Genomic DNA, 25,179 nt, shown 5'->3' with positions numbered 1-25,179 from the left:
CTTTTTTTCCGGCCTTCATGGCCAGCAGTACAGTCGAAGAGAACCCATATGAGCGAACCAGCGAAGCCCACGGAAACCGCGCAGGAGGCGCTCGACCAGATCATCGGCGGCATCAGACGCTTTCGCGAGGAGGTCTACCCCGACCAGCGCGAGCTGTTCAAGAAACTGGCCCACGAGCAGAAACCCCGGGCCATGTTTATCACCTGTGCCGATTCGCGGATCATTCCCGAGCTGATCACCCAGAGCTCGCCGGGCGATCTGTTCGTCACCCGTAACGTCGGCAACGTCGTGCCGCCCTATGGCCAGATGAACGGCGGCGTGTCGACGGCCATCGAGTTCGCCGTGATGGCGCTCGGCGTGCAGCACATCATCATCTGCGGCCATTCCGATTGCGGCGCGATGAAGGCCGTGCTCAACCCCGCCGAGCTTCGCCGCATGCCGACCGTCAAGGCCTGGCTGCTGCATTCGGAAGTGGCGAAGACCGTGGTCGAGCGCAATTGCGGCTGCGCCGATCACAACACCCTGGGCATCCTGACCAAGGAGAACGTGGTGGCGCAGTTAGACCACCTGCGTACGCACCCCTCGGTGGCGGCACGCCTGGCGGCAGGGCAGCTGTTCATCCACGGCTGGGTGTACGACATCGAGACCAGCGAGATCCTCGCCTATGACGCCGACCGCGGGGAGTTCCGCCCGATCGGTGATGGCCCCGTGCCGATGGCGACGCCCAAGCCACGCTACCACCCGGACCAGGACTGAAGGCCCGCGCTCAGTCGGCCCGCTCGCCGCACAGATCCAGGGCGAACCAGTGTTCCACCTGCGCCTGATCGAGCCCCGCGCCGAGCAGGGCGAACAGCTTGCCGAGCGCGGCTTCGCGGGTCATGCCGCCCGCCGAGACCAGCCCGGTAGCGGCCAGCTGGCTGCCCGCGGCATAGATGCCGAACTCCACATGACCCTGCGGGCACTGGCTGATGGCGACCAGCACCACGCCGCGCTGGCGGGCGGCGGTCAGCGTCGCCAGCAGCGCGGCATCGTCGGCCGGCCCGGTGCCGCTGCCGTAGCACTCGAGCACCAGGCCGCGCACGCCGCTGTCGAGCAACGCCTGCACCTGGGCGGCCTGGATGCCGGGATAGAGCGGTAGCACCGCCAGGCTGACCGGCCGGCGCGGTTGGTGATAATCCAGCGCCGAGGCGATGGCCGGCGCGCGCGGCCCCGTGCGCGGGCGCGGCAATACGGCGAAGGCATCGAGTTCGGCGGCGCCCAGCTTGGTCAGGCGCGCACCATGCATCAGCTTGCCGTGGAAATAGACCTGCACGCCGGGCTCGAGGCCCTGGTGCAGCGCCTGCATGGCGCCGAACAGGTTGGCCCAGGCGTCGCTGTCCGGCGTGCCCGCCGGCCGCATCGAACCGGTCAGCAGCACCGGCACCGGCAAGCCGAGGAGCAGGAAGCTCAAGGCCGCGGCACTGTAGGCGAGGGTATCGGTGCCGTGCAGTAGCAAGACCCCGTCGCAGCGTCCGGCGTCCACTTCCTCGCGGATGCTGGCCGCCATTTCCAGCCAGTTGCGCTGATTCATGGAGGCGCTGTCGATGGGCGGTAGCAGTTCGCGGAAATACCAGCTCGGCAGCTTCTGGCCGTCCCGCGCCTGGCGGTCGCGCATGCGCGCCTCGAAACCGGTCGCCGGCATCAGCCCCTGGTCACCCAGCTGCATGCCGATGGTGCCGCCGGTATAGAGCACCAGCAGGCACTGTGCAGGTCTAGTCACGGTTGTTCCCTTGTCGGTCTGGCTGGCCGGGCGCTCTTGCCTGGCGCGGTTCGGCGATGTGCGCTGGTGTCCGATCCTAGCGGCTGGCCGATCGTCCGGCCAGCCACACCGTAACGCAACGGTCCGGCGCCTAGTTCTGCAGCGCGGTGCCGGTGGCGGGTATCTCGCTGGCCTGCGTGGGCGCGGCCGGCCAGGCGCTGTGGTCGATATCCAGGTCGGCATAATCCCTGGCGTCCAGCACCGGTTGTTCGATGCCGGCGCGAACCTGCGCATCGTAGTCGCGCATCAGGCGCAGACCGGTCTTGAACAGCAGCGCCAGGGCAACCAGGTTGACGATCGCCAGCAGGCCCATGGTCAGGTCGGCGAAGGCGAACACGGTACCCAGGTCTTGCAGCGAGCCCCAGAGCACCAGCGCGATCACCAGCGCGCGGTAACCCTGGATCAGGGCGCGCCGGGTGCTGAAGAAGCCCAGCGCGTTCTCGCCCAGGTAGTAGTTGTAGATCAGGGTAGTGAACACGAAGAGCATCAGCGCGATGCTGATGAACACCCGGCCCCACTCGCCGACGACTGCAGCCAGCGCCGTTTGCGTCAGAACCACGCCGGCGACTTCCGCGGTTTCGGGGCTGTAGACGCCCGAGAGCAGGATGATCAGCGCGGTGCTGGTGCACACCAGCAGGGTGTCGATGAACACGCTGAGCGACTGTACGATGCCCTGGGCCGAAGGATGCTTCACCTCGGCGACGGCCGCGACGTTCGGCGCGCTGCCCAGACCCGCCTCGTTGGAGAACAGGCCGCGCTTGACGCCCATGATGATCGCCGCGCCGATGCCGCCGGCGAATGCCGACTCGAGGCCGAAGGCGCTGCGCACGATGAGCGTCAGGGTTCCCGGCACCCGCTCGATGTTGAGGCCGATCACCACCAGCGCCATGCCGATGTAGGTGAAGGCCATGATCGGCACGAGGACGTCGGCGATGCTGGCGATACGGCGGATGCCGCCGAAGATGATCACGCCCATGATCACCGCCAGCGCCACGCCGCTGATGTAGGTCGGCACGCCGAAGGTGTCGTGCAGCGAGCTGGCCACGGTGAAGGACTGCAGCGCGTTGAAGCCGAAGCCGAAGGTCACCAGCAGCAGCACCGAGAACAGTACTGCCATCCAGCGCTGGCGGAGCCCGTGCAGGATGTAAAACGCGGGGCCGCCACGGTAGCTGCCGTCGGCCTCGCGGCGTTTGTAGAGTTGCGCCAGCGAGCATTCGAAATAGCTGGTGGCCATGCCGACCAGCGCCACCACCCACATCCAGAACACCGCGCCCGGCCCGCCGAGCATGATGGCAACGGCGACGCCGGCGATGTTGCCCGCACCGACGCGGCCAGCAACGCTGAGCATCAGCGCCTGGAACGAGCTGAGCTGCCCGGGTTTGCGTTTGAAGGCCTGGCCGAAGATGCGAAACATGCTGCCGAAATAGCGGAACTGGACGAAGCCGGAGCGGATCGTGAAGTACAGGCCCAGGCCGACCAGCATCACGATCAGCAGCTTGCTCCAGATGAGGTCGTTGAGAATATCGAGCATGGCGGGGAGTCTCTCTTGTTCTTGGAAAAGGGTCGCGCAAGGGCGATCGGCAAATGGTCCGGTAGCGAAGTCGCGCATTCAATTGCGCAGGTCGCGGCGAACTGACGCGAACTGATGCTAGAATCGCGTCACTCGCATCACCGAGAACAACCCCATGTCCCACTACCTGGGCGCCAATCTCAAGCTGCTCTGCAGCCACTACCGCTCCATCGCCGAGGTGTGCCGCAAGCTGGCGATCAATCGCGGCCAGTTCAACAAATACCTCAGCGGGCAGAGCCGGCCCACGGCGCACAATCTCAAGCGTATCTGCGACTTCTTCGGCGTCGAGGCCTATGAGCTGGGCCTGCCCAGCGAGCAGTTCGCGCAGCTGATCGGGATGCGCAACCACGGCCCCGACCAGCCGGTGGCCAACGATCCCTTGCTGGAGATGCTGCAGCCGCTGCGCGAAAGCGCCGGCAGTCTGTCGCGCTATTGCGGCTACTACTTCGAATACGCCAACTGCCTGTCGGTGCCGGGCTACGTGCTGCAGTCGCTGGTGCACCTGCGCGAGGAGCGCGGCAACTTCCTCTTCGAGCGTCAGGAACGTCAGGAGGCCTCGCGCGCGGACAGTGGCGGGGCCGAGGAGGGCGTGGTGCGTTGCCGTTATCTGGGCGCCGCCTTCTATCTGCAGGACCGGCTGTTTCTGGTCGACTACGAATCGCTGACCGGCAACGAGATGAGCCAGACCATCCTGATTCCCAGTTTCAAGAGCCGCATCAGCCGGCTGAATGGCCTGAAGGCCGGTGTCTCCAGCGGCGACAGGCGCACCCCGGCCTGCACTCGGGTGGTCTGGGAATACCTGGGCACCGAGATCAACCGGGTCATGGCCTATCGGCAGGTGATGCTCTACGAGCCGGACGATCCGCGCATCGACGACGATATCCGCCAGCGGCTGGCCGCTGCGCGCATTCGCGACGGCCTGTTCGAGATCGAGTGAGGCCTCAGCCGAGCAGCTTTCGGTACTGGATAAAGCCGGAGCGCTCGGCGATGCGATCGTAGAGCATGCGGCCCGGGTAGTTGGTTTCCTGCGTCAGCCAGTGCACCCGCGCAGCGCCGGCCGCCTCTGCCTCGACGTAGACGTGCTCGATCAGCGCCCGGCCGATACCGCCGCCGCGAATGCTCTGCGCGACGAAAAGATCCTGCAGGTAGCAGTAGTCACCGGTGGTCCAGCAGCTGCGGTGGAAAATCCAGTGCACCAGGCCCACGGCCTCGCCGTCGCGCCAGGCCAGCGCCGCGTGCATCGGCTCGGTCGGGTCGAGGAAGCGCTGCCAGGTCAGGGCGCTGGCGGCCTCCGGAATCCGGCTGTTGTAGAAGCGCTGGTAATCCTGCCAGAGCGGCAACCAGGCGGCGTGGTCGTCAGCGGTCAGCGGGCGGATGTCGGCCATAGGAGTCATCCTTCTTGAGCCATGTGCGCGGCCAGGGTCTGTTCGCGCGGATGGGGCGAGGCGGTCAAGCCATCGCGCACGCCGGCCTGGTCGGCGGCGGAGCGGTTCTGGCTCAGCTTCCACTTGCCTTCAAGACGGCGGATCGGCAGGGCGAAGCCGACGATGGCGCGCAGCATCGTGTCGAGGTACTCGCGTGGCGCATCGCTCACCGCCCAGGGTTGCGGGCGCCCCGTCTCGTGGTGATCGCTGAGACGGCTGACGATCTGCAGCAGGCGCTCGGGGTCCTCGATCAGCTCGACCGGGCCGCGGGCGTGCACGGCGATGTAGTTCCAGGTCGGCACCACCTTGCCATGCTCGACCTTGGCCGGATACCAGCCGGGGCTGACGTAGGCGTCCGGGCCGGAGAATACCGCCAGCGCCTCGCCGCCGCCCTGCAGCTCACGCCAATGCGGATTGGCCCGGGCGAAGTGGCCGTAGAGCGTGCCGAACTCGCCTTCTTCAGGCTCCAGCAGCAAGGGCAGGTGATTGGCCTGCACGCCCTCGCTGCCGGCACTGGCGAGCAGGGCGAAGGGGTTGGCGCGGATCTGCGCGTGCAGCTCGGCGAGGTCGTCCTGGCGGAAGGCGGTGGGCAAGTACATGGCGGTTTCTCCGAGCGAAATGGCTCCAGGCTGGAGGATATTGAGCCGTTGTCGGCGCCATTTCCAGCGAGTCGATGATGAAACCGGGCTTGGCGACGCGAACGAAAGCGGGATGGCCGAAGCCATCCCGGGAGAACCAGCCTGAAGAACCTGTCGGTCGGCGAAGCGGATCAGCCCTTCAGCGGCACCAGGCGCGGAGCGATCATGTTTTCCGGGCGCAGGATGTCGTCCAGGGTGGCATCGTCCAGCAACTGTTCCTCGCGCACCAGCTCCAGCACGCCGCGGCCGCTGAGCAGCGCCTGGCCGGCGATGCGGGTGGCGTTCTCGTAGCCGATGTAGGGATTTAGCGCGGTGATCAGGCCGATGGAGCTTTCCATCAGCTGACGGCAACGATCCTCGTTGGCGGTGATGCCGACGATGCAGTGCTCGCGCAGCATGTCCATGGCGCGCTGCAGCAGGCCGATGGAGTCGAACAGCTTGTAGGCGATCAGCGGCTCCATCACGTTGAGCTGCAACTGGCCGGCCTCGGCGGCCATGGTCAGCGCCAGGTCGTTGCCGATCACCTCGAACGCCACCTGGTTGACCGCCTCCGGAATCACCGGGTTGACCTTGCCCGGCATGATCGAGCTACCCGGCTGGCGCGGCGGCAGGTTGATCTCGTTGATGCCGGTGCGCGGCCCGCTGGAGAGCAGGCGCAAGTCGTTGCAGATCTTCGACAGCTTCACCGCCAGGCGCTTGAGCATGCTGGAGAAGGTGACGAAGGCGCCCATGTCGGAGGTGGCTTCGATCAGGTCGGCGGCGGGCTTCAGCGGGTGCCCGCTGATGGTCGCCAGGCGCTGCACGGCCAGCGCCTGGTAGTTGGGGTCGGCGTTGATGCCGGTGCCGATGGCGGTGCCGCCGAGGTTCACTTCCACCAGCAGTTGCGGCGCGATCAGGCGCAGGTGCTCGAGGTCCTCGCCGAGGGTGGTGGCGAAGGCGCGGAACTCCTGGCCGAGGGTCATCGGCACCGCGTCCTGCAACTGTGTGCGGCCCATCTTGAGCACGTGGGTGAATTCTGTGCCTTTGTCGGCGAAGGCCGCGACCAGGCTGTCGAGGCTGGCGAGCAGGGTGTCATGGCCGAGCAGCAGGCCCAGGCGGATCGCCGTGGGGTAGGCGTCGTTGGTGGACTGCGCCATGTTCACGTCGTTGTTTGGGTGCAGGTGGCGATACTCGCCCTTGGCATGGCCCATGGATTCGAGCGCCAGGTTGGCGATCACCTCGTTGGCGTTCATGTTGGTCGAGGTGCCGGCGCCGCCCTGGATCATGTCCACTACGAACTGGTCGTGGTAATCGCCGCGGATCAGCTGCGCGCAGGCCTGGCTGATCGCCAGGTGCTTGGCGTCGCTCAGGTGCCCCAGCTCGCGGTTGGCGTCGGCGGCGGCCTGCTTGACCATGGCCAGCGCGACCACCAGTTTCGGATAGTGCGCGAGCGGCACGCCGCAGAGACGGAAGTTGTTGACCGCGCGCAGCGTCTGAATCCCGTAGTAGGCGTCGGCGGGTACTTCGAGGGTGCCAAGCAGGTCTTTTTCGATGCGGAAGGATGCAGCGGAGGACATGATGTTCCATTATCCGAAGAAAAGCGGTCGTGGCCGCGATGCCCGCTACCATAGGCCTTTCGCGGCCGGGCCGGCCAATGCCGTTAATCGCTGATCCATGCACGATCGGCATAATGTTGCCGTGACGCTCGAGGGCAGACGAGCGCTATCGCTGGAGCCGGAATGAACATCGAGACCAAATGGCTGGAAGATTTCGTCGCCCTGGCCGCGACTCGCAGCTTTTCCCAGGCGGCCGAGCGCCGCTTCGTCACCCAGCCGGCGTTCAGCCGGCGCATCCGCAGCCTGGAAAACACCCTGGGGCTGACCCTGGTGAATCGTTCGCGTACGCCGGTGGAGCTGACCGAGGCCGGCCAGTTGTTCCTCATCACCGCGCGCAGTCTGGTGGAGCAACTGGGCGAGGTGCTGCGCCATCTGCATCATCTGGAAGGGCAACAGGGCGAGGTTCTGCAGATATCCGCCGCGCATTCGCTGGCGCTGGGTTTCTTTCCGCAATGGATCGCCAGCCTGCGCGAACTGGGCCTGACCCCCAGCACGCGGCTGATGGCGACCAACGTGGGCGACGCGGTGCACGCCCTGCGTGAAGGCGCCTGCGACCTGATGCTGGCCTATCACGATCCCGATGCCGCGCTGCAGCTGGATGCGGATATCTTTCCATCTCTGCACCTGGCCGACAGCGAGATGCTGCCGGTCTGCGCCGTGGATGATCGGGGCCGTGCGCTGTTCGACCTGAACGGCGGCCAGAGCGTGCCGCTGCTGGCCTATAGCGCTGGCGCCTTTCTCGGCCGCTCGGTCAACGCCCTGCTGCGACAGCGTCGGCTGCGCTACACCACGGTGTATGAAACCGCCATGGCCGACAGCCTGAAAAGCATGGCGCTGCAAGGTCTCGGCGTGGCCTGGGTGCCGCGCCTGAGCATCGCTGCCGAGCTGCAGCGCGGAGAGCTGGTGGAATGCGCCGACGACAGCTGGCGTCTGCCGCTGGAAATCCGCCTGTACCGCTGCGCCCTGGTGCGCAAGGCGTCGGTGCGGCTGCTGTGGCGTAGGCTGGGCGAAGCCGATGCAGGTTAGTGGCCTGCTCGATCAGTTCGGTTGGTCGATTTCGGCGCACTGCGCTACTACTCCTTGCCGTGGGCCGGTTATCGCTTTTCGCAGCGCCTTTGTATCGCCACCGAACTTGAGCTAACCAGACAGTCGCACGAGCCACCGGACGCGATACTTTCGAGCGCTCGGAACGAGCCAGGTCGGATGCCGAGTCGCAGGCGCGACACGCATGGCTTTCCGGTATAATTCGGCGCCTTCGAACCAGCGAGCCCGCTGGTTTACCCTGTGACGAGCCAGGCTTTCATCGTGTGGCTCGTTGGTTTTTGTAGCGCTGCGCGCGCACGACAAGAGGCACAACGATGACCGCACTGGTAGGCGTGATCATGGGCTCCAAGTCCGACTGGTCCACCCTCAGCCACACCGCCGAGATGCTGGAAAAGCTCGGGATTCCCCATGAGGTCACGGTGGTGTCCGCGCATCGCACACCGGATCTGCTGTTCCAGTACGCCGAGCAGGCCGAGGCGCGCGGGTTGCGCGTGATCATCGCCGGTGCCGGTGGCGCCGCGCATCTGCCGGGCATGTGCGCGGCCAAGACGCACTTGCCGGTGCTGGGTGTGCCGGTGCAGTCGTCGATGCTCTCGGGCGTCGATTCGCTGTTGTCCATCGTGCAGATGCCCGCTGGCGTGCCGGTCGCGACACTGGCCATCGGCAAGGCGGGCGCGGTCAACGCGGCGCTGTTGTCGGCCAGCATCATCGGCCATGAATTCCCCAAATATCATGCGGCGCTGAAGAAATTCCGCGACGAGCAGACGCAGACGGTGCTGGACAACCCCGATCCGAGGAATCCGTAAATGAAGATCGGCGTGATCGGTGGCGGCCAGCTGGGTCGCATGCTGGCCCTGGCGGGGACTCCGCTGGGAATGAATTTCGCCTTCCTCGACCCGGCGCCGGATGCCTGCGCCGCGGCGCTGGGCGAACATCTGCGTGCCGGCTATGGCGACCAGGATCACCTGCGGCAACTGGCCGACGAGGTGGATCTGGTCACCTTCGAGTTCGAAAGCGTGCCGGCCGAGACGGTGGCCTTCCTGTCGCAGTTCGTGCCGGTCTATCCCGGTGCCGAGGCGCTGCGCATCGCCCGTGATCGCTGGTTCGAGAAATCCATGCTCAAGGATCTGGGCATCCCGACACCCGAGTTCGCCGACGTCCTGTCGCAGGACGATCTCGATGTCGCCGTGGCGCGCATCGGTCTGCCGGCGGTGCTGAAGACCCGTACCCTGGGTTACGACGGCAAGGGCCAAAAGGTGCTGCGCAAGCTGGGCGACGTGGTCGATGCCTTCGCCGAGCTGGGCAGCGTGCCCTGCATTCTCGAGGGCTTCGTGCCCTTCACCGGCGAGGTTTCGCTGATCGCCGTGCGTGGTCGCGACGGCCAGACCTGCTTCTACCCGCTGGTGCACAACACCCACGAAGCGGGCATCCTGCGGCTCTCGGTGGCCAGCAGCAACCATCCGTTGCAGGCGCTGGCCGAGGATTACGCCGGCCGCGTGCTCCAGCACCTGGATTATGTCGGCGTGCTGGCCTTCGAGTTCTTCGAGATCGACGGCGGGCTCAAGGCCAACGAAATCGCGCCGCGCGTGCACAACTCCGGGCACTGGACCATCGAAGGTGCCGAGTGCAGCCAGTTCGAGAACCATCTGCGGGCCATCACCGGCCTGCCGCTGGGCTCGACCGCCAAGCTGGGCGAAAGCGCCATGCTCAACTTCATCGGCGAAGTGCCGCCAGTGGCGAAGGTCATCGCCATCGAGGATTGCCACCTGCATCACTACGGCAAGGCGTTCAAGGCCGGGCGCAAGGTCGGCCACGCCACGCTGCGTTGCCCGGACCGCGCCACCCTGGATCGCCAGATCACCGCCGTGGAGTCGCTGATCGTTCGGGACTGAGCGCCGACAGCGCAGCGAACTGTGCGGCGCGCCTCGGGTCCGAATACAGGTATCGATAGCCATCCTTCGGACCTGAGGAGTAGCGCCTATGGGCATCATCGGAACCATCATCATCGGCCTGATCGTGGGGCTGGTCGCACGCTTCCTGAAACCCGGCAATGACAGCATGGGCTGGATCATGACCATCCTGCTGGGTATCGGCGGCTCCCTGCTGGCCTCCTATGGCGGCCAGGCGCTGGGCCTGTACGAGGCGGGGGAAGGCGCCGGTTTCATCGGGGCGGTGATCGGCGCGATCATTCTGCTGGTGATCTATGGCATGGTGACCAGCCGCAAGCATTAACCTGCCCGGTGACTGTAGGGCCGAACTTGTTCGGCCTTGGTGAATCAATGGCCGAATGAATTCGGCCCTACGTATCGAGTGCTGCTTCATGCGTCGTTTCTGCCTGTCCCTGCTGATTGCCCTGCCGCTGAGCGCGCTGGCCGCGCCCGCCGAACTGGACTGGCTCGAGCTGATGCCGGAAGAGGACCGCCAGGCGCTGGAAGCCATGCCGGAGATCGAGCACGACTCGCCCGAAGCCAATGGCTTCAGCGACCAGGGCGGCCTGAAGCAGGGCGAGGGCCTGCCGGCGGTGATGTACTCGGCGAAAACCGTAGCGGCGCTCGACGGCAAGGGCATCCGCCTCGGCGGCTATCCGGTACCCCTGGAAAGCGACGCGCGCGGGCGCAGCACCGAGTTCTTCTTGGTGCCCTATCCAGGCGCCTGCATTCACGTGCCGCCACCGCCGCCGAACCAGATCGTGCTGGTGCGCTACCCCCAGGGAATCACGCTGGAAGATATCTACGCGCCACTGTGGGTCGACGGTACCTTGCGTGTCGAACCGGTCAGCAACGATCTGGCGGATGCGGCCTATGCCTTTTCGGCCGAACGGGTGGAGCGGGTCGAGGAAGACGACCTGTAACGACTTGCCGGAGTAGATTCCATGCCGATCGACGAGGAGCAACGCCAGGCCTTTCGCACGCTTGCCGCGCAAACCGAAGGCATCGATCTCGAGGTGTACCAGCACTTCGACAAGGATCCGCTGGAGCCGATCATCGGTCTGGGCGACGCCGATGCGCCGATTGCCTTCTTCGGCCGCGATCCGGGGCGCGAGGAGGTTCGCCATGGCGAACCCTTCATCGGCAGTGGTGGGCAGATCGTGCGCAAGGTGCTCTATCGCTACCTGCACGGCGAGCCGATGCCCGACTTCGAGGCAGGACGTGAGCTGGGCAAGCGCTTCTTCTGGATCAACACCGTGCCGTACAAGCCCATCGGCAACAAGGCCTGGTCGATGAAGGTCAAGCGCCGCTTTCATCCGCTGATGCGCCAGTTGCTGGTCGAAAGCTGGCATGGCGAGGCGATCGTCACGTTGGGGCGCGAAGCCTTTCTCTGGTTCGGTATCGACCAGCCCGCGGCAGCGCGGCAGCGGCTCGAGCAGTTCTGGCAGCGCGAGGACCGTTTCAGCGCCTCCATCGAGGTCGAGCTGCAGGCCGAGGACGGCGCGGCGCGCAGCTTCCGGCTCTATCCGTTGCCGCATCCGTCGCCGCTGAACCAGACCTGGTTCAAGCGGTTTCCGGCGTTGCTCGAAGAGCGGCTGAAACTGCTGGGCGCTTAGAACGGGCGCCGTTTACGGAGCCCATCTTTTCGTACCGGAAGAGAGTTTGAAAAGTACCGTAGGGCCGAACTTGTTCGGCCTTGCGTATATCTGCGCGCGCCGGTGGCCGAATAAATTCGGCCCTACAGAGTCTGAAACAGGTCCTAGATAGATTCGCTGCCGATGGAGACGGCGAGGGTATGGCTGGCGCCCGCGTTCAGCAGCACCCGGTCGTCCATGGTGTTGGCGGTTTCGATGCAGGCCATGCGCTGCCAGGCATCATCGGCGAACTGCGACAGGCGCTGGGCCTTGTCGATCCAGGGATTCCACAGGATCGCCGAACGCGAACCCCGGGTTTGCAGGGTGATCCGCCGGTTCAGCTGCGGGTCGCGCAGGTGCAGCGTCGGCGGCAGGTCCAGGTAGATGCGGTCGGTCTCGCCTGTGAACCTCAGGTCACCTTGTTGCTGGCGCTGCTGCCAGTTCTCCAGGGTGTCGATATAGCGGCAGCCGTCCAGCCCTTCCACCGAGACCTGATGAATATCGCCGATGGCGAAATAGCTGTGCAGCGCCTGGCTGATGGCCACGGGCTGATCGCCCAGGTTGCGGCTGGTGAGGCTGATGTGCAGGCGCTCGTCCAGGCGAATCTGAAGTTTCAGTTCCACCCGATGTGGCCAGCCCGGCAGCGCACCCAGCGCCTGCGGACAGCTGAACTCCAATATGCCGGTGTCTCCCTCGCAGCGCTGTTGTGCCAGCTGCCAGTCCAGGCCTCGTACCAGGCCGTGGAAGGGCGCTTCGGTCTCGCCCCGGTACGCTGCCTGCACGTTTTCGGGATTGCGCTTCAGATCACCGAACCAGGGCCAGCAGATCGGTACGCCGCCGCGCACCGACTGGCCCTGCTGGAAGGCCGCTTCTTCGCTGAGCCAGATGATCGGCGGCGCATCGCCCTGACGGTAGCTGAGCACCTGCGCGCCCTGTTCGGCGACCAGCAGTTCGTTGTCACCGCGGCGGATGCGCCAGCAGGCAAGCTGGTCTATTTCGATGCGCTGGATATCAATGGGCATGGGTGGTCTCGTGGATGGCTCGGATGTGTCTCTGACAACAGCCGCAGGACGGGATTTCCTCGTAGGGTGGATGTCGCCTTTCACATCCACCGTGGCTCCGTTCGGTGGGGCGCCATCTGGTGGATCGCCACCCGGTGGATCGGTGAAGCGCGATCCACCCACAGGTCCACGGTTAGCGGCCCTGGCAGGCATCCACCCGCAGCCAGCGCTCCAGCAGCTTGAAGCCTTGCATCAGGACGAAGGCGATGACCAGGTAGATCAGGCCGGCGGTGAGGAACATTTCCTCGTGCAGGTAGGTGCGCGCGGCGATCTTGCGCGCCATGCCGGTCAGCTCCAGCAGGGTGATGGTGCTGGCCAGGGCGCTGGCCTTGAGCATCAGGATCACTTCGTTGCTGTAGGCCGGCAGGCCGATGCGCGTGGCGCGCGGCAGGATGATGTGCCATAGCGTCTGGCGGCGCGACATGCCCAGTGCGCGCGCCGCTTCCACTTCGCCGGCCGGCACGTTCTGGATCGCGCCGCGGATGATCTCCGCGATATAGGCGGCCGTGTGCAGGGTCATGGTGATGATGGCGCACCAGTAGGGATCGCGCAGGTAGGGCCACAGTGGCCCCTGGCGCACCACATCGAACTGCGCCAGGCCGTAGTAGACCAGGAACAGCTGCACCAGCAGCGGCGTGCCACGGAAGAAGAAGATGTAGGCATAGGGCAGCGCGCGCACCGGAAAATGGCGCGAGGAGCGGGCGATGCCCAGCGGCAGGGCGAGAATCAGCCCGGCGATGACGGATACCCCGACCAGTTGCAGGGTCAGCCAGGCGCCGTCGAGGAAGCTCGGAAGCCATTTGATGAAGGTCTCCCAGCTCATGCGGCGCTCCTGCTGAAGCCGCGGCCGGCGCGTTTTTCGAGGAAATGCATGCCGATCATGGCGATCACCGTCAGCCCCAGGTAGATGAAGGCGGCCACGATGAAGAAGGTGAAGGGCTCCTTGCTGGCGGTCACGGCGATCTGCGAGCGGCGCATGATCTCTTCCAGGCCGATCACCGAGACCAGCGCGGTGTCCTTCATCAGAATCATGAACAGGTTACCCAGCCCCGGCAGGGCGAGGCGCCACATCTGCGGCATGATCAGGCGCAGGAAGATCCGCCGCTTGCCCAGGCCCAGTGCCAGGCCGGCTTCGCGGTGGCCCTTGGGAATCGCCAGCAGCGCGCCGCGGAAGACTTCCGTGGCATAGGCGCCGAAGCACAGGCCCAGGGCGATGGTGCCGGCGACGAAGGGGCTCAGCGCGAGGTTGTCGATGCCCACCAGGTTGCCGAGCCAGCGCACCAGGTTGATGGTGCCGAAGTAGATCAGCAGTACCCAGATCAGCTCGGGTACGCCGCGCACGATGGTCGAGTAGGTGCCGCCGAGCCAGCGCAGGGCGCTGTAGGGCGAGGTCTTGGCGAGGGCGCCGAGCAGGCCGAGCACCAGGCCCAGGGCCAGCGACGCCAGGGCCAGTTGGATTGTCATCCAGGTGCCGGCGATCAGCGCCGGACCGAATCCGTGAAGGTCGGGAATCATAGAAGCTCAAACACCGAAGCCCGGTCCGCCAGAAAAGGTGGCGACCGGGCTTCGGTTCGGTTGGATCAGTAGATGTTGAACGGGAAGTACTTGTCGTTGATCTGCTTGTAGGTGCCGTCGGCGATGATTTCCGCCAGCGCCTTGTTCAGCCGCTCACGCAGTTCGTCATTGCCCTTGCGCACGGCGATGGCGATCTTGTCATCGTTGAACACCGGCTCGCCCTTGAACTCGAAGTCCTTGCCGGCGTCGCTCTTGAGCCATTCCCACTGCACGAAGGTGTCGGCGAGGATGCCGTCGACGCGACCGGAGGCCAGGTCCAGATAGGCGTTTTCCTGGGTGTCGTAGAGGTTGATGTCGACCACGCCATCCATGTTGTCTTCCAGCCAGGTGCCGGCGATGGTCGCGCGCTGGGCGCCGATCACCTTGCCGTCCAGGTAGTCCTTGTCGGTCTTGAAGTCCACCGACTTGGGTGCCACGAACTGCAGCTTGTTGGTGTAGTAGTGGTCGGTGAAGTCGACGGCGTTCTTGCGCTCTTCGGTGATCGACATGGAGGCGGCGAGGAAGTCGAACTTGCCGGCGTTCAGCGCGGGAATGATGCCATCCCAGTCGGAGGTCACCACTTCGCATTCCACTTCCATCTTGGCGCACAGCGCGTGGGCGATATCCAGGTCGAAACCGACGGCCGTGCCGCTGGCATCGATCAGGTTGAAGGGCGGGTAGGCGCCTTCGGTGCCGATGCGCAGTTTCTCCGCAGCGAATGCCTGGGTGCCGATGATCAGAGATGCAGCAGCGGTCAGCAGAATCTTCTTATAGCTTTTCATGCGGTGTTGCTCCATTAACGATGGCTGGACATGAACTGTTTACAGCGCGCCGATTGCGGGTTGTCAAATACCTGCTCGGGCGTTCCTTGCTCCTCGACCAGACCCTGGTGGAGGAAAACCACTTCGCTGGAGACCTGCTTGGCGAAATTCATCTCGTGGGTGACCAGCAGCATGGTGCGCCCTTCTTCGGCGAGCGAGCGAATCACTGCTAGCACTTCCTGTACCATTTCCGGGTCCAGTGCCGAGGTGGGCTCGTCGAACAGGATCACCTTAGGCTGCATCGCCAGGGTGCGGGCGATGGCCGCGCGTTGCTGCTGGCCGCCGGAAAGCTGGTTGGGGTAGACGTGGCGCTTGTCGGCGATGCCGACCTTGGCCAGCAGCGCTTCGGCGATTTCCGTGGCTTCGGCCTTGCTCTGGCCGAGCACCCGGCGCGGTGCCTCGATGATGTTGTCGAGCACGCTCATGTGCGGCCAGAGGTTGAAATTCTGGAACACGAAGCCGAGTTTGCTGCGCATCCGGTTGATCTGCCTGGCGTCCGCGGCGACCAGGTCGCCATCTTTGGCGCGCTTGAGCTTGAGCTGTTCGCCGCCGACAAGAATCTCACCCTCGTGGGGATTTTCCAGCAGGTTGATGCAGCGCAGGAAGGTGGATTTTCCCGAGCCGGACGAACCGAGAATGGAAATGACGTCACCGTCGCGCGCCGTCAGCGAGATACCCTTGAGAACCTCCAGGTCGCCGTAGCGCTTGTGCAGGTTGCGGATTTCCAGTGCAGGTATGGCCTCGGCCATTGAACTTCCTCTTCTCAGGCCTGTGCTTTGCCGGGCCTGATTCTGTATTGATTGCGCTCCGGCTGACTGCTCGCCTTCCTGGCGGGGCGCAAACCTAGCATGGGCGAGGGCATGCGCCAAGCACGACGCCCTCGTCACGCGCGTGACCGGTCAGTCACTGCAAAGGGCCGAGGGCTGTCGCGGCAGTCGGATCGCCTCTATCTATATAGATGAGTTTGCAACTTTTGGCCGCCCCGCTTCGTACCGGTTTTTTTGTCGTCGTGCGCAGCGAGGCGGGAGCGGACCCTATGCGTCGGGCCTCGGCGCCTCCGGCTCGCTGCTGAGCATCTCGTCGTGTTCCTCCATCTTCCACGGCAGGCTGCCGGGCGAGATGTGCAGGAAGTTCAGGTATTTCTCGAACTGGTCGAGGATGTCGCTGATGATGTCCTGCTGGTCGTAACCGTAGACGTCGTAGTGCTGTCCGCCGCGGCGCAGGAACACTTCGGCGCGGTAGTACTGCTCGTTGGTGTCCGGGTCTTCGGTAAGGACGAAGGACGGCATGGCATAGCCGACCAGGCGAACCTCGTAGACGAAATCGACCTGATCGTCCTTGATCACCTCCAGGTAGACCCGTGCATTGTGCTCATCGCTATGCACCTCGGCTGGCCAGCCCTGTTCGGCCAGCGCGCGCTGCACCCGGCGCATGCCCTTGATGACGCTGGTGGCGATGAAGTTTTCCGCCTCTTCGCGGCTGGGGAAGTTGACCAGCCCGGCCAGACGCTTTTTCCACAGGCCCGGCCCGGCATTGCTGGCCAGTCGGCTGCCGTGCATGTGGGTCTGCAGGCTGACTTCGTGATGGCCCTCGATCACCAGTGCCCGCCACATGCCCAGCGCCGCGACGATCATGACGACGGCGAACGGCAGCGCGCTGGTGATCGCCATGGTCTGCAAAGCGCTCAGGCCTCCGGCCACCAGCAGGGCGATGGCGACGAAGCCCGCCGTGGTCGCCCAGAACACCCGCTGCCAGACGGGCGTCTGCGCCACGCCGCCAGCGGCCAGCGAGTCGATCACCAGCGCACCGGAGTCGGCCGAGGTGACGAAGAAGGTGGCGATCAGCACCACTGCGACGAACGAGGTGATGGAGGACAGCGGCAGGTGCTCGAAGAGCTTGAACAGTGCGATGGCATGGTCGCTCTGCACCTCGCCGATCAGCTCCGTATAGCCCTCGACCATGATCAGGTGCAGCGCCGTGTCGCCGAAGATGGAGAACCAGAGGAAGGTGAAGATCGTCGGCACGAACATCACGCCGAAGACGAACTGGCGGATGGTCCGGCCGCGGCTGATCTTGGCGATGAACAGACCCACGAACGGCGACCAGGCGATGGTCCAGCCGAAGATGAACAGCGTCCAGTTGCCGATCCAGTCGCTGCGCGTATAGGCCTGCAGGTTGAAGGTGCGCTCGATGATGTTGTTCAGGTAGCTGCCGGTGTTCTGCAGAAAGGTTTCCAGAATGAAGATGGTCGGCCCCACGGCGAACACGAACAGCATCAGCGTGATGGCCAGGGCCATGTTCAGCAGCGACAGGTTCTTGATGCCCTTGTCCATGCCGGCCACCACCGAGCAGGTCGCCAGGGCGGTGATCACCACGATGGAAATGATCTGCACCGTGGTGCTGACGGGAATCTGCGGCCACAGGTAGTTCAGGCCGGCGTTGATCTGGGTGACCGACAGGCCCAGGGTAGTGGCGATGCCGAACAGCGTCCCGAGGATGGCGAATATGTCCACCACATGTCCGATGGGGCCGTGGATGCGCTCGCCGATGATCGGATACAGCGCCGAGCGCATCGACAGTGGCAAGCCATGGCGGAAGGAAAAGTAAGCCAGCGCCAGGCCGGTCAGGCCGTAGATCGCCCAGATATGAAAACCCCAGTGGAAAAAGGCGATCTGCATCGCCTGCTTGGCGGCATCCACGGTTTCCGGCGCGCCGACCGGGGGCGTCGAATAGTGCAGCACCGGCTCGGCTACGCCGAAGAACAACAGCGCGATGCCGTAGCCGGCGGAAAACAGCATGGCGAACCAGGCCGGAAAGCTGTACTGCGGCTCGGCATGGTCCGGCCCGAGCTTGATGTTGCCCCACTTGGTCAGCGCGATGCCGACGATGAAGACCAGGAAGAAGGCCACCGCCAGCATGTAGAACCAGCCGAACGAGCGCGTGATGAACGCCAGGGTGTCGCTGAACAGTTCGCCGGCCAGCTCGGGATTGCTGATGGTGCCGATCACCAGCAGCAGCGTGACCACTACGGCGGGGATGAAGACAGGGAAGAGAATGATAGCTCTGGGCAGTTTGCTCGATGATTCCATGGGGCGTCTGGCCTCTGCGGTCGGAGGGGGCGTAAGGCAGGTTGGCATATGCGTTCTTCAAAGATAGACGCCCATACCGCGCCGATTGCTCAATCCACGTGCTCAGGGGGAGCGCTTCGATAGGCCGGCTCGAGCTGGTGGCGACGCAGGATGGTGGGCACCGTGCCGTCGAGGATGAGCGCGTCGAGCGCCTGTTCGAAGAGCTGAAACTGTGCAGGTCCTATGCTCTTGCGCGACAGCCCGATGCCGTAGGAAACGGGTTCCAGCTGGCCGGCCTCGCGGAGCCCGCCGAGGCCTTCGTCCTCGATCAGGTGCCAGGCGACGTCCTGGTTGATCACCGCCAGGCCCTCTTCGCCGAAGCGTCCGCTTGCCAGCATGCGCAACAGCTGGCGGTTGTCAGGCACCATCTGCACCTGCACGTCACCGACCTGCCGCAGTCGCTCCGACAGGACATAGGACGTGCCCGAGGGACCATAGACACCGACTGTGCGCCCGGCGAGGTCCTTCGGCTGGGAGAACACGTAATGGCCGTCGCGGGCAAACACGCTGTAGCGCGAGGTCACCAGCATGCGCGTGATGCGCAGGAAGGTCTCGCGCCTGGGCGAACGCACCACCGTGAAGATACCGTCCGCTTCGCCGCGTTCCGCCAGGGCCAGGGCACGACGCCAAGGGTGGATATCGATCCGGCAACGGTACTGCAGGCGCGTGCATACCGCTTGCACGATCTCCGCCAGCGGGCCGGCCGCGCGGGTAGCTTCGTCGGTGCTGGAAGGCTCGCCGAGGGCGTAGGTGAAGGGTGGGAAGTCTTCGGTGACGAAGTGCAGCTCGGTGGCCATCGAGGCACCGGCTTGCAGGCACAGGCTCAACATCAGCCATCGAAGGGGCGTTCGCATGGCAGGTTCCTTCTTGTGAGGAAGTGGGTCTGCATTGTAGCTAGAGGCTTTTTGCCATCATGCGCCCCGGTGCTTGTTCACTCAAGCCGAGCGCGAAGCGGTGTCGCCCGATCAGGATGCGGAGGCGGTGCCGGCGGCTCGAGGCCGGCACCGCACAGCGCCGCTCAGCGCTTCGGCTGTGTTTCCGGCAGGAACCAGTTCATCAGCAGGGCACAGATGCCACCGGTCGCCACGCCCGACTCCAGCACGCTGCGCAGGGCATCGGGCATGTGCGCGAGGAATTCCGGTACCTGCGAGAAGCCCAGGCCGAGCGCCAGCGATACCGAGATGATCAGCAGGGCGCGGCGGTCCAGCTCGATGCCGGCGAGGATGTTGATGCCGGCCGCGGCCACTGCGCCGAACATCACCAGGGCCGCGCCGCCGAGCACCGGCTCGGGCACCGCCTGCAGCACGCCGGCCACCACCGGGAACAGCCCGAGGATGACCAGCATGGCGGCGATCCACAGGCCGACGTAGCGGCTGGCGATGCCGGTGAGCTGGATGATGCCGTTGTTCTGCGCGAACACCGAGCTGGGGAAGGTGTTGAAGAAGCCGGCCAGCAGCGAGTTGGCGCCGTTGACCAGCACGCCGCCCTTGATCCGCTGCATCCACCGCGGGCCCTGTACCGGCTCGCGGGAAATGTTGCTGGTGGCGGTGATGTCGCCGATGGCTTCCAGCGAGGTCACCAGGTAGATCACCACCATGGGGATGAACAGGCTCCAGGAGAAGCCCAGGCCGAAGTGCAGCGGCATCGGCACTTCGAACAGGTCCGCCTCGCGCATGCCGGTGAAGTCCAGGCGGCCCAGGTATGCGGCCAGCGCATAGCCGATGACCAGGGCGATGACGATGGCGCAGCTGCGCATCCACACCACCGGCAGGCGGTTGAGGATGACGATGGCGCCGAGCACCACGCCGGACAGCAACAGGTTCTCGCCATTGGCGAAGGTGCCGTTGCCCATGGCTGCGTAACCGCCGCCCATGCTGATCAGGCCGACCTTGATCAGCGTCAGGCCGATCATCAGCACCACGATGCCGGTCACCAGCGGGGTGATCAGGCGTTTGACGAACGGCAGGACGCGCGACACGCCCATCTCGATGAAGGAGCCGGCGATCACCACGCCGAAGATCGCCGCCATCACCGCCTCGACCGGCGTGCCCTGCTGGACCATCAGCACGCCGCCGGCGATCAGTGGTCCGACGAAATTGAAGCTGGTGCCCTGGACGATCAGCAGCCCCGCGCCGAACGGACCGAAGCGCTTGCACTGGACGAAGGTGGCGATGCCGGAAATCACCAGCGACATGGACACGATGATGTTGGTGTCGCGCGGCGACACGCCGATGGCCTGGCAGATCAACAGACCTGGCGTGACGATCGGCACGATGATCGCCAGCAGATGCTGCAATGCGGCGAGAAAGGCGACCCAGGGACGTGGGCGGTCGTTGAGTCCGTAGACCAGCTCGTCCGGCGTTTCGCGGTCGGTTTTGTTGTCGGGAGCGCTCATGGCCGTCCTTCCAGGCGAAAAGAGCGCGATTCTACTGACCGGGATGCGCTACGGACAGTGCCAGTGCCTTCCAGCTACTCGTTGCGCAACCCGCGGCATCTACAATCAGCTAAACCCAATCGAGGAGTGCCCCGAATGAAAATCGTCGTCGCAATGACCCTGCTGTCGTTCGCCACCGGCTTGGCCCATGCACAGGAAAGCTGTGCCAGCAAGGAGGCGGACATCCGCCGCCAGTTGGAACATGCCCGCGAGCAGGGCAACGCCGGGCGCATCGAGGGTCTGGAAACCGCGCTGAGCAAGGTCCGGGCGCACTGTACCGACCCGGGGTTGCAGGCCGAACGGCAGGAAGATATCGACGAGGCGCGGGAAGAGGTCCGCGAGCGTGAAGCCGAGCTGCAGGAGGCGTTGCGTGATGGCGATCGGAAGAAGATCGAGAAGCGTGAGCGCAAGCTGGACGAAGCCAGGGAAGAGTTGCGCGAGATACTGGAGGATTAGGTGTCTGGTCCCGTTTGCTGCGTCTCGACGAAAGCCACCTTTTGAACGGCATTACCGTAGGGCCGAACTTGTTCGGCCTTCTCAAATCGCTGGCCGAATGAATTCGGCCCTACGGAACTTACCGCCAGTGCGAATCGTATAAAAAACAGTACCCGCTCATAGAGGCGGGTACTGGTTCTAGTCGGATCGTGTTGTGGTTCGGTCCCTAGCCGCTGGTCGGAACCGCTTCCGCCACCTTGGCTTGCGGTGGCTGCGTGGCCGCACCGTGGTCTTCGGCGCCGACCACGGGAACCTCGTTGCCGTCCACGTCATACAGCTTGCCGTCGCGGAAGTGGTCGCCGTCGTGCAGCGCGGCGATATCCCGATAGCGCAGGGTGCGTTCGCTGGCCGCGACGAATACCGACTGCTGGTCCGAGTTGCCGACGGTCAGGTGGTTGAACAGCAGGTTCAGCAGGATCGCCATAATCGCCGCCGAGCTGATGCCCGAGTGGAAGATGGTCTCGAACCAGGCCGGGAAGTGATGGTAGAAGCTCGGCGCGGCGATCGGGATCATGCCGAAGCCGATCGAGGTGGCAACGATGATCAGGTTCATGTTGTTGCGGTACTCGACCTGCGCCAGGGTGCGGATACCGGCGGCCGCCACGGTGCCGAACAGCACGACGCCGGCGCCGCCGAGCACGGCGGTGGGTACCGCGGCGATCAGGCGACCCATCACCGGCAGCAGGCCGAGCGTCACCAGGATCAGGCCGGCGAAAGCCACCACGTAGCGGCTCTTGATGCCGGTGACGGCCACCAAGCCCACGTTCTGGGCGAAGGCGCTCTGGGTGAAGGAGCCGAAGATCGGTGCCAGGCTGCTGGAAATCATGTCCGCCCGCAGGCCATTGCCCAGGCGCTTGGAGTCGACCTTGGTGTCGATGATCTCGCCGACGGCGAGGATGTCGGCGCTGGTTTCCACCAGCGTGACGATGACCACGATCAGCATCGACAGGATGGCTGCCACCTGGAATTCAGGCGCTCCGAAATGCAGCGGTGACGGCAAGGCCACCACCGGGCCGTCCAGTACGCCGGAGAAGTCGGCCATGCCGAAGAATACCGCCGCCACGGTGCCGATCACCATCGCCAGGAGAATGGACAGGCGGGAAATGGTGGCGCTGCCGAGTTTGCTCAGCAGCAGCACGCACGCCAGGGTGAAGGCCGCCAGGCCGACGTTGGCCATGCTGCCGAAGTCCGGCGCCTGGCTGTTGCCGCCCATGGCCCAGCGCGCCGCGACCGGCATCAGCGTCAGGCCGATGGTGGTGATGACGATGCCGGTGACCAGGGGTGGGAAGAACTTGGTGATGCGGGAGAACACTGGTGTGATCAGCAAGCCGATCAACGAGGCGGCTATCACCGCGCCGAACACTACTGGAAGACCGCCGGAGCCGTCGTTGCCGATGATGGCGATCATGGTCGCCACGCCGGCGAAGGATACGCCCTGTACCAGCGGCAGCTGACAGCCGAAGAACGGCAGGCCGAGGGTTTGCAGCAAGGTAGCCGCACCTCCGGCGAACAGCGAGGCGGCGATCAGCAGGCCGATTTCCGCAGCGGACAAACCGGCTGCCTGACCGACGATCAGTGGCACCGCAACGATGCCTCCATACATGGTCAGCACGTGTTGCAGGCCGTAGGCCAGGTTGGCACCGATGCCGAGGTTCTCATCTTCCGGACGTTTTTCGGGAGATGTTCTTGCGGATGAGGCTGTCATGGTGATGATCCCTTTCTCGCTGTTGTTCTTGTGCCCCTAATGTAGACAATTAATTACTGAAATTGCCAGCCTTTTGTATACATTTGTGATTTCGAGAAATTGACGACTATGTGCGGCTATCGACGGCCAACGTGATGCCTATGGGCGGTATCCGCCTTTTTCACGGCAGCGGGTGTTTGGCGAATCGACGAATGGCAGCCGCCGATGAATCGATTTGAGTGGCCGTGTGGCGGGCGTATGGCGAGAAGACGCCGGAGGGGACTTTTCAGCTTCAGACTGGGCTGGGCGAGCCGCGTAAAGGGCAGCTTGGCGCTGAAACGACGAGCCCGGCACAGGGCCGGGCTCGATGGAGAAAGGCTTGTTTGCCGGCTCAGTCCTCCAGCAGCGCCTTGTTGCGTACCGCGCCCTTGTCGGCGCTGGTGGCCAGCAGGGCGTAGGCCTTGAGCGCCGTGGTCACCTTGCGTGCACGCGGCTGGGCGGGCTTCCAGCCGAGCTTGTCCTGCTCGATGCGGCGGTGGGCCAGCTCTTCGTCCGAGACCTGCAGCTGGATGCTGCGGTTGGGGATGTCGATCAGCACTTTGTCGCCGTCGCGTACCAGGCCGATGGCGCCGCCGGCCGCGGCCTCCGGCGAGGCGTGGCCGATGGACAGGCCCGAGGTGCCGCCGGAGAAGCGGCCGTCGGTGAGCAGGGCGCATTCCTTGCCCAGACCCTTGGATTTCAGGTAGCTGGTGGGATAGAGCATCTCCTGCATGCCCGGGCCGCCTTTCGGGCCTTCGTAGCGGATGATGACGATGTCGCCGGCCTTCACCTCGTCGGCGAGGATGCCCTTCACGGCGCTGTCCTGGCTTTCGTAGATCTTCGCCGTACCCTCGAAGACGAGGATGGACTCATCCACACCGGCGGTCTTCACCACGCAGCCGTCCAGCGCGATGTTGCCGTAGAGCACGGCCAGGCCGCCTTCCTGGGAGTAGGCGTGCGCGACCGAGCGGATGCAGCCGTTCTCGCGATCGTCGTCCAGGCTGTCCCAGCGGGTGCTCTGGCTGAAGGCCGTCTGCGTCGGGATGCCGGCCGGACCGGCCTTGAAGAAGGTGTGTACCGCCTCGTCCTGGGTCTGGGTGATGTCCCACTGGGCGATGGCCTCGGCCATGGTCCGGCTGTGGACGGTGGAGACGTCGGTGTGCAGCAGGCCGCCACGGGCCAGCTCGCCGAGGATGGAGAAGATGCCGCCGGCGCGGTGCACGTCTTCCATGTGGTACTTCTGGATGTTCGGCGCCACCTTGCACAATTGCGGCACCTTGCGCGACAGCGCGTCGATGGCGCGCAGGTCGAAGTCCACCTCGGCTTCCTGAGCGGCGGCCAGCAGGTGCAGGATGGTGTTGGTCGAGCCGCCCATGGCGATGTCCAGGGTCATGGCGTTCTCGAAGGCCTTGCGGCTGGCGATGTTGCGCGGCAGCACGGACTCGTCGCCTTCGGCGTAGTAGCGCTGACAGAGCTCGACGGCGATGCGTCCGGCACGCAGGAACAGCTGCTCGCGGTCGGCGTGGGTGGCCAGGGTCGAGCCATTGCCCGGCAGGGCCAGGCCCAGGGCTTCGGCCAGGCAGTTCATCGAGTTGGCGGTGAACATGCCCGAGCAGCTGCCGCAGGTGGGGCAGGCGCTGCGCTCGTACTCGGCGACGGTCTCGTCGGAGCAGCTGTCGTCGGCGGCGGCGACCATGGCGTCCACCAGGTCCAGGCCATGGGAGGCCAGCTTGGTCTTGCCGGCTTCCATCGGGCCGCCGGAAACGAACACCACCGGGATGTTCAGGCGCAGGGCGGCCATCAGCATGCCGGGGGTGATCTTGTCGCAGTTGCTGATGCAGACGATGGCGTCGGCGCAGTGCGCGTTGACCATGTATTCCACCGAGTCGGCGATGATCTCGCGCGAAGGCAGCGAATAGAGCATGCCGTCGTGGCCCATGGCGATGCCATCGTCCACCGCGATGGTGTTGAATTCCTTGGCCACGCCGCCGGCCTTCTCGATCTCGCGCGCCACCAGCTGGCCCATGTCCTTGAGGTGCACGTGGCCGGGCACGAACTGGGTGAAGGAGTTGGCGATGGCGATGATCGGCTTCTTGAAGTCTTCGTCCTTCATCCCGGTGGCGCGCCACAGGGCGCGGGCGCCGGCCATGTTGCGGCCGTGGGTGGAGGTTTTCGAGCGGTAATCAGGCATGGCAATCGGTCCTGCTAAGGCTGGTCAGGTTGTGCGTATGGTGAGCGTGCTGCACGCCCGAGGCAAACGGAGTGAATGTCTGTCGGGGCGGGCCGGATGTCAGGCGGGATCGCCGCTGCTTCGGCCGGGCTCTTGAATCCG

The 25,179-nt window shown here is 64.9% G+C and carries 24 protein-coding genes; 9 read left to right on the top strand and 15 right to left on the bottom strand.

Annotation, left to right across the window (positions count from 1 at the left end):
* Nucleotides 1-48 precede the first annotated feature (48 nt).
* Nucleotides 49-756: a carbonic anhydrase gene (locus tag EA795_RS03925; protein WP_014851155.1), complete on the top strand. Its 708-nt coding sequence runs from the start codon at nt 49-51 to the stop codon at nt 754-756.
* 10 nt (nt 757-766) lie between these two features.
* Here EA795_RS03925 and EA795_RS03920 read toward each other — a convergent pair whose 3' ends face one another.
* The gene (locus EA795_RS03920) at nt 767-1,732 is read right to left on the bottom strand and encodes an asparaginase (protein ID WP_432813937.1); all 966 of its coding nucleotides are present in this window, start codon (nt 1,730-1,732) and stop codon (nt 767-769) included.
* 157 nt (nt 1,733-1,889) lie between these two features.
* Nucleotides 1,890-3,329, bottom strand: a complete 1,440-nt coding sequence (locus tag EA795_RS03915) for an alanine/glycine:cation symporter family protein (RefSeq protein ID WP_122075665.1) — start codon at nt 3,327-3,329, stop codon at nt 1,890-1,892.
* 154 nt (nt 3,330-3,483) lie between these two features.
* Between EA795_RS03915 and EA795_RS03910 the strand changes: the two genes are divergently transcribed.
* Nucleotides 3,484-4,305: a helix-turn-helix domain-containing protein gene (locus tag EA795_RS03910; protein ID WP_014851158.1), complete on the top strand. Its 822-nt coding sequence runs from the start codon at nt 3,484-3,486 to the stop codon at nt 4,303-4,305.
* A gap of 4 nt (nt 4,306-4,309) precedes the next feature.
* Here the strand turns inward: EA795_RS03910 and EA795_RS03905 are convergent, their stop codons facing one another.
* The 3 genes from EA795_RS03905 to EA795_RS03895 form a co-directional block, all read right to left on the bottom strand.
* Nucleotides 4,310-4,753 carry a GNAT family N-acetyltransferase gene (locus tag EA795_RS03905; protein WP_122075663.1) on the bottom strand — a complete coding sequence of 148 codons (444 nt, stop codon included), beginning with the start codon at nt 4,751-4,753 and terminating at the stop codon, nt 4,310-4,312.
* Between the two features lie 5 nt (nt 4,754-4,758).
* Nucleotides 4,759-5,391: an FMN-binding negative transcriptional regulator gene (locus tag EA795_RS03900; protein WP_122075661.1), complete on the bottom strand. Its 633-nt coding sequence runs from the start codon at nt 5,389-5,391 to the stop codon at nt 4,759-4,761.
* Nucleotides 5,392-5,561: 170 nt separating this feature from the next.
* Nucleotides 5,562-6,986: an aspartate ammonia-lyase gene (locus EA795_RS03895; protein WP_122075659.1), complete on the bottom strand. Its 1,425-nt coding sequence runs from the start codon at nt 6,984-6,986 to the stop codon at nt 5,562-5,564.
* A 162-nt stretch (nt 6,987-7,148) separates the two neighbouring features.
* Between EA795_RS03895 and EA795_RS03890 the strand changes: the two genes are divergently transcribed.
* The 6 genes from EA795_RS03890 (at nt 7,149) to EA795_RS03865 (ending at nt 11,613) form a co-directional block, all read left to right on the top strand.
* Nucleotides 7,149-8,051 carry a LysR substrate-binding domain-containing protein gene (locus EA795_RS03890; RefSeq protein ID WP_014851162.1) on the top strand — a complete coding sequence of 301 codons (903 nt, stop codon included), beginning with the start codon at nt 7,149-7,151 and terminating at the stop codon, nt 8,049-8,051.
* Nucleotides 8,052-8,383: 332 nt separating this feature from the next.
* The gene (gene purE, locus EA795_RS03885) at nt 8,384-8,875 is read left to right on the top strand and encodes a 5-(carboxyamino)imidazole ribonucleotide mutase (protein WP_122075657.1); all 492 of its coding nucleotides are present in this window, start codon (nt 8,384-8,386) and stop codon (nt 8,873-8,875) included.
* Complete coding sequence (locus EA795_RS03880) at nt 8,876-9,961, top strand: 5-(carboxyamino)imidazole ribonucleotide synthase (RefSeq protein ID WP_065985782.1); 1,086 nt, start codon at nt 8,876-8,878, stop codon at nt 9,959-9,961. It abuts the gene before it with no gap.
* A gap of 88 nt (nt 9,962-10,049) precedes the next feature.
* Nucleotides 10,050-10,301 (top strand): GlsB/YeaQ/YmgE family stress response membrane protein, encoded by a 252-nt coding sequence (locus tag EA795_RS03875; RefSeq protein ID WP_014851165.1) that lies wholly within the window; start codon nt 10,050-10,052, stop codon nt 10,299-10,301.
* A gap of 88 nt (nt 10,302-10,389) precedes the next feature.
* Nucleotides 10,390-10,920: a DUF3299 domain-containing protein gene (locus EA795_RS03870; RefSeq protein WP_122075655.1), complete on the top strand. Its 531-nt coding sequence runs from the start codon at nt 10,390-10,392 to the stop codon at nt 10,918-10,920.
* A 21-nt stretch (nt 10,921-10,941) separates the two neighbouring features.
* On the top strand, nt 10,942-11,613 hold the full coding sequence (locus EA795_RS03865; protein ID WP_122075653.1) for a uracil-DNA glycosylase family protein: 672 nt from the start codon (nt 10,942-10,944) through the stop codon (nt 11,611-11,613).
* Between the two features lie 143 nt (nt 11,614-11,756).
* On the opposite strand, the gene EA795_RS03860 is transcribed toward EA795_RS03865, so the two are convergent.
* From EA795_RS03860 to EA795_RS03825, 8 genes are all read right to left on the bottom strand, one after another.
* The gene (locus tag EA795_RS03860; RefSeq protein WP_122075651.1) at nt 11,757-12,653 is read right to left on the bottom strand and encodes a D-hexose-6-phosphate mutarotase; all 897 of its coding nucleotides are present in this window, start codon (nt 12,651-12,653) and stop codon (nt 11,757-11,759) included.
* Between the two features lie 172 nt (nt 12,654-12,825).
* Complete coding sequence (locus EA795_RS03855) at nt 12,826-13,515, bottom strand: ABC transporter permease (RefSeq protein WP_014851169.1); 690 nt, start codon at nt 13,513-13,515, stop codon at nt 12,826-12,828.
* Nucleotides 13,512-14,207, bottom strand: coding sequence for an ABC transporter permease (locus tag EA795_RS03850; protein ID WP_014851170.1), 696 nt, complete (start codon nt 14,205-14,207; stop codon nt 13,512-13,514). Before EA795_RS03850 ends, EA795_RS03855 begins: the two co-directional genes overlap by 4 nt.
* A gap of 65 nt (nt 14,208-14,272) precedes the next feature.
* A complete protein-coding gene (locus EA795_RS03845) occupies nt 14,273-15,028 on the bottom strand; it encodes an ABC transporter substrate-binding protein (protein ID WP_014851171.1) in 756 nt (251 codons plus the stop codon).
* A 14-nt stretch (nt 15,029-15,042) separates the two neighbouring features.
* Nucleotides 15,043-15,816, bottom strand: a complete 774-nt coding sequence (locus EA795_RS03840; RefSeq protein ID WP_014851172.1) for an ABC transporter ATP-binding protein — start codon at nt 15,814-15,816, stop codon at nt 15,043-15,045.
* Nucleotides 15,817-16,101: 285 nt separating this feature from the next.
* The gene (locus EA795_RS03835; protein ID WP_014851173.1) at nt 16,102-18,156 is read right to left on the bottom strand and encodes a BCCT family transporter; all 2,055 of its coding nucleotides are present in this window, start codon (nt 18,154-18,156) and stop codon (nt 16,102-16,104) included.
* A gap of 89 nt (nt 18,157-18,245) precedes the next feature.
* Complete coding sequence (locus EA795_RS03830) at nt 18,246-19,049, bottom strand: substrate-binding periplasmic protein (protein ID WP_082636307.1); 804 nt, start codon at nt 19,047-19,049, stop codon at nt 18,246-18,248.
* A 164-nt stretch (nt 19,050-19,213) separates the two neighbouring features.
* The gene (locus EA795_RS03825; protein WP_058078380.1) at nt 19,214-20,590 is read right to left on the bottom strand and encodes a uracil-xanthine permease family protein; all 1,377 of its coding nucleotides are present in this window, start codon (nt 20,588-20,590) and stop codon (nt 19,214-19,216) included.
* Between the two features lie 135 nt (nt 20,591-20,725).
* Between EA795_RS03825 and EA795_RS03820 the strand changes: the two genes are divergently transcribed.
* Entirely contained in the window at nt 20,726-21,085 is a 360-nt protein-coding gene (locus EA795_RS03820; RefSeq protein ID WP_122075649.1) for a DUF1090 domain-containing protein, read from the top strand.
* Between the two features lie 205 nt (nt 21,086-21,290).
* Here the strand turns inward: EA795_RS03820 and EA795_RS03815 are convergent, their stop codons facing one another.
* Together EA795_RS03815 and ilvD are read right to left on the bottom strand one after the other, a co-directional pair.
* The gene (locus tag EA795_RS03815; protein WP_122075647.1) at nt 21,291-22,829 is read right to left on the bottom strand and encodes a nucleobase:cation symporter-2 family protein; all 1,539 of its coding nucleotides are present in this window, start codon (nt 22,827-22,829) and stop codon (nt 21,291-21,293) included.
* Nucleotides 22,830-23,199: 370 nt separating this feature from the next.
* A complete protein-coding gene (gene ilvD, locus EA795_RS03810) occupies nt 23,200-25,038 on the bottom strand; it encodes a dihydroxy-acid dehydratase (RefSeq protein WP_065985774.1) in 1,839 nt (612 codons plus the stop codon).
* Nucleotides 25,039-25,179: the final 141 nt, after the last annotated feature.

The organism is Stutzerimonas nitrititolerans, assembly GCF_003696285.1.
GTDB lineage: Bacteria > Pseudomonadota > Gammaproteobacteria > Pseudomonadales > Pseudomonadaceae > Stutzerimonas > Stutzerimonas nitrititolerans.
This window is presented reverse-complemented; position numbering and strand designations above follow the sequence as displayed.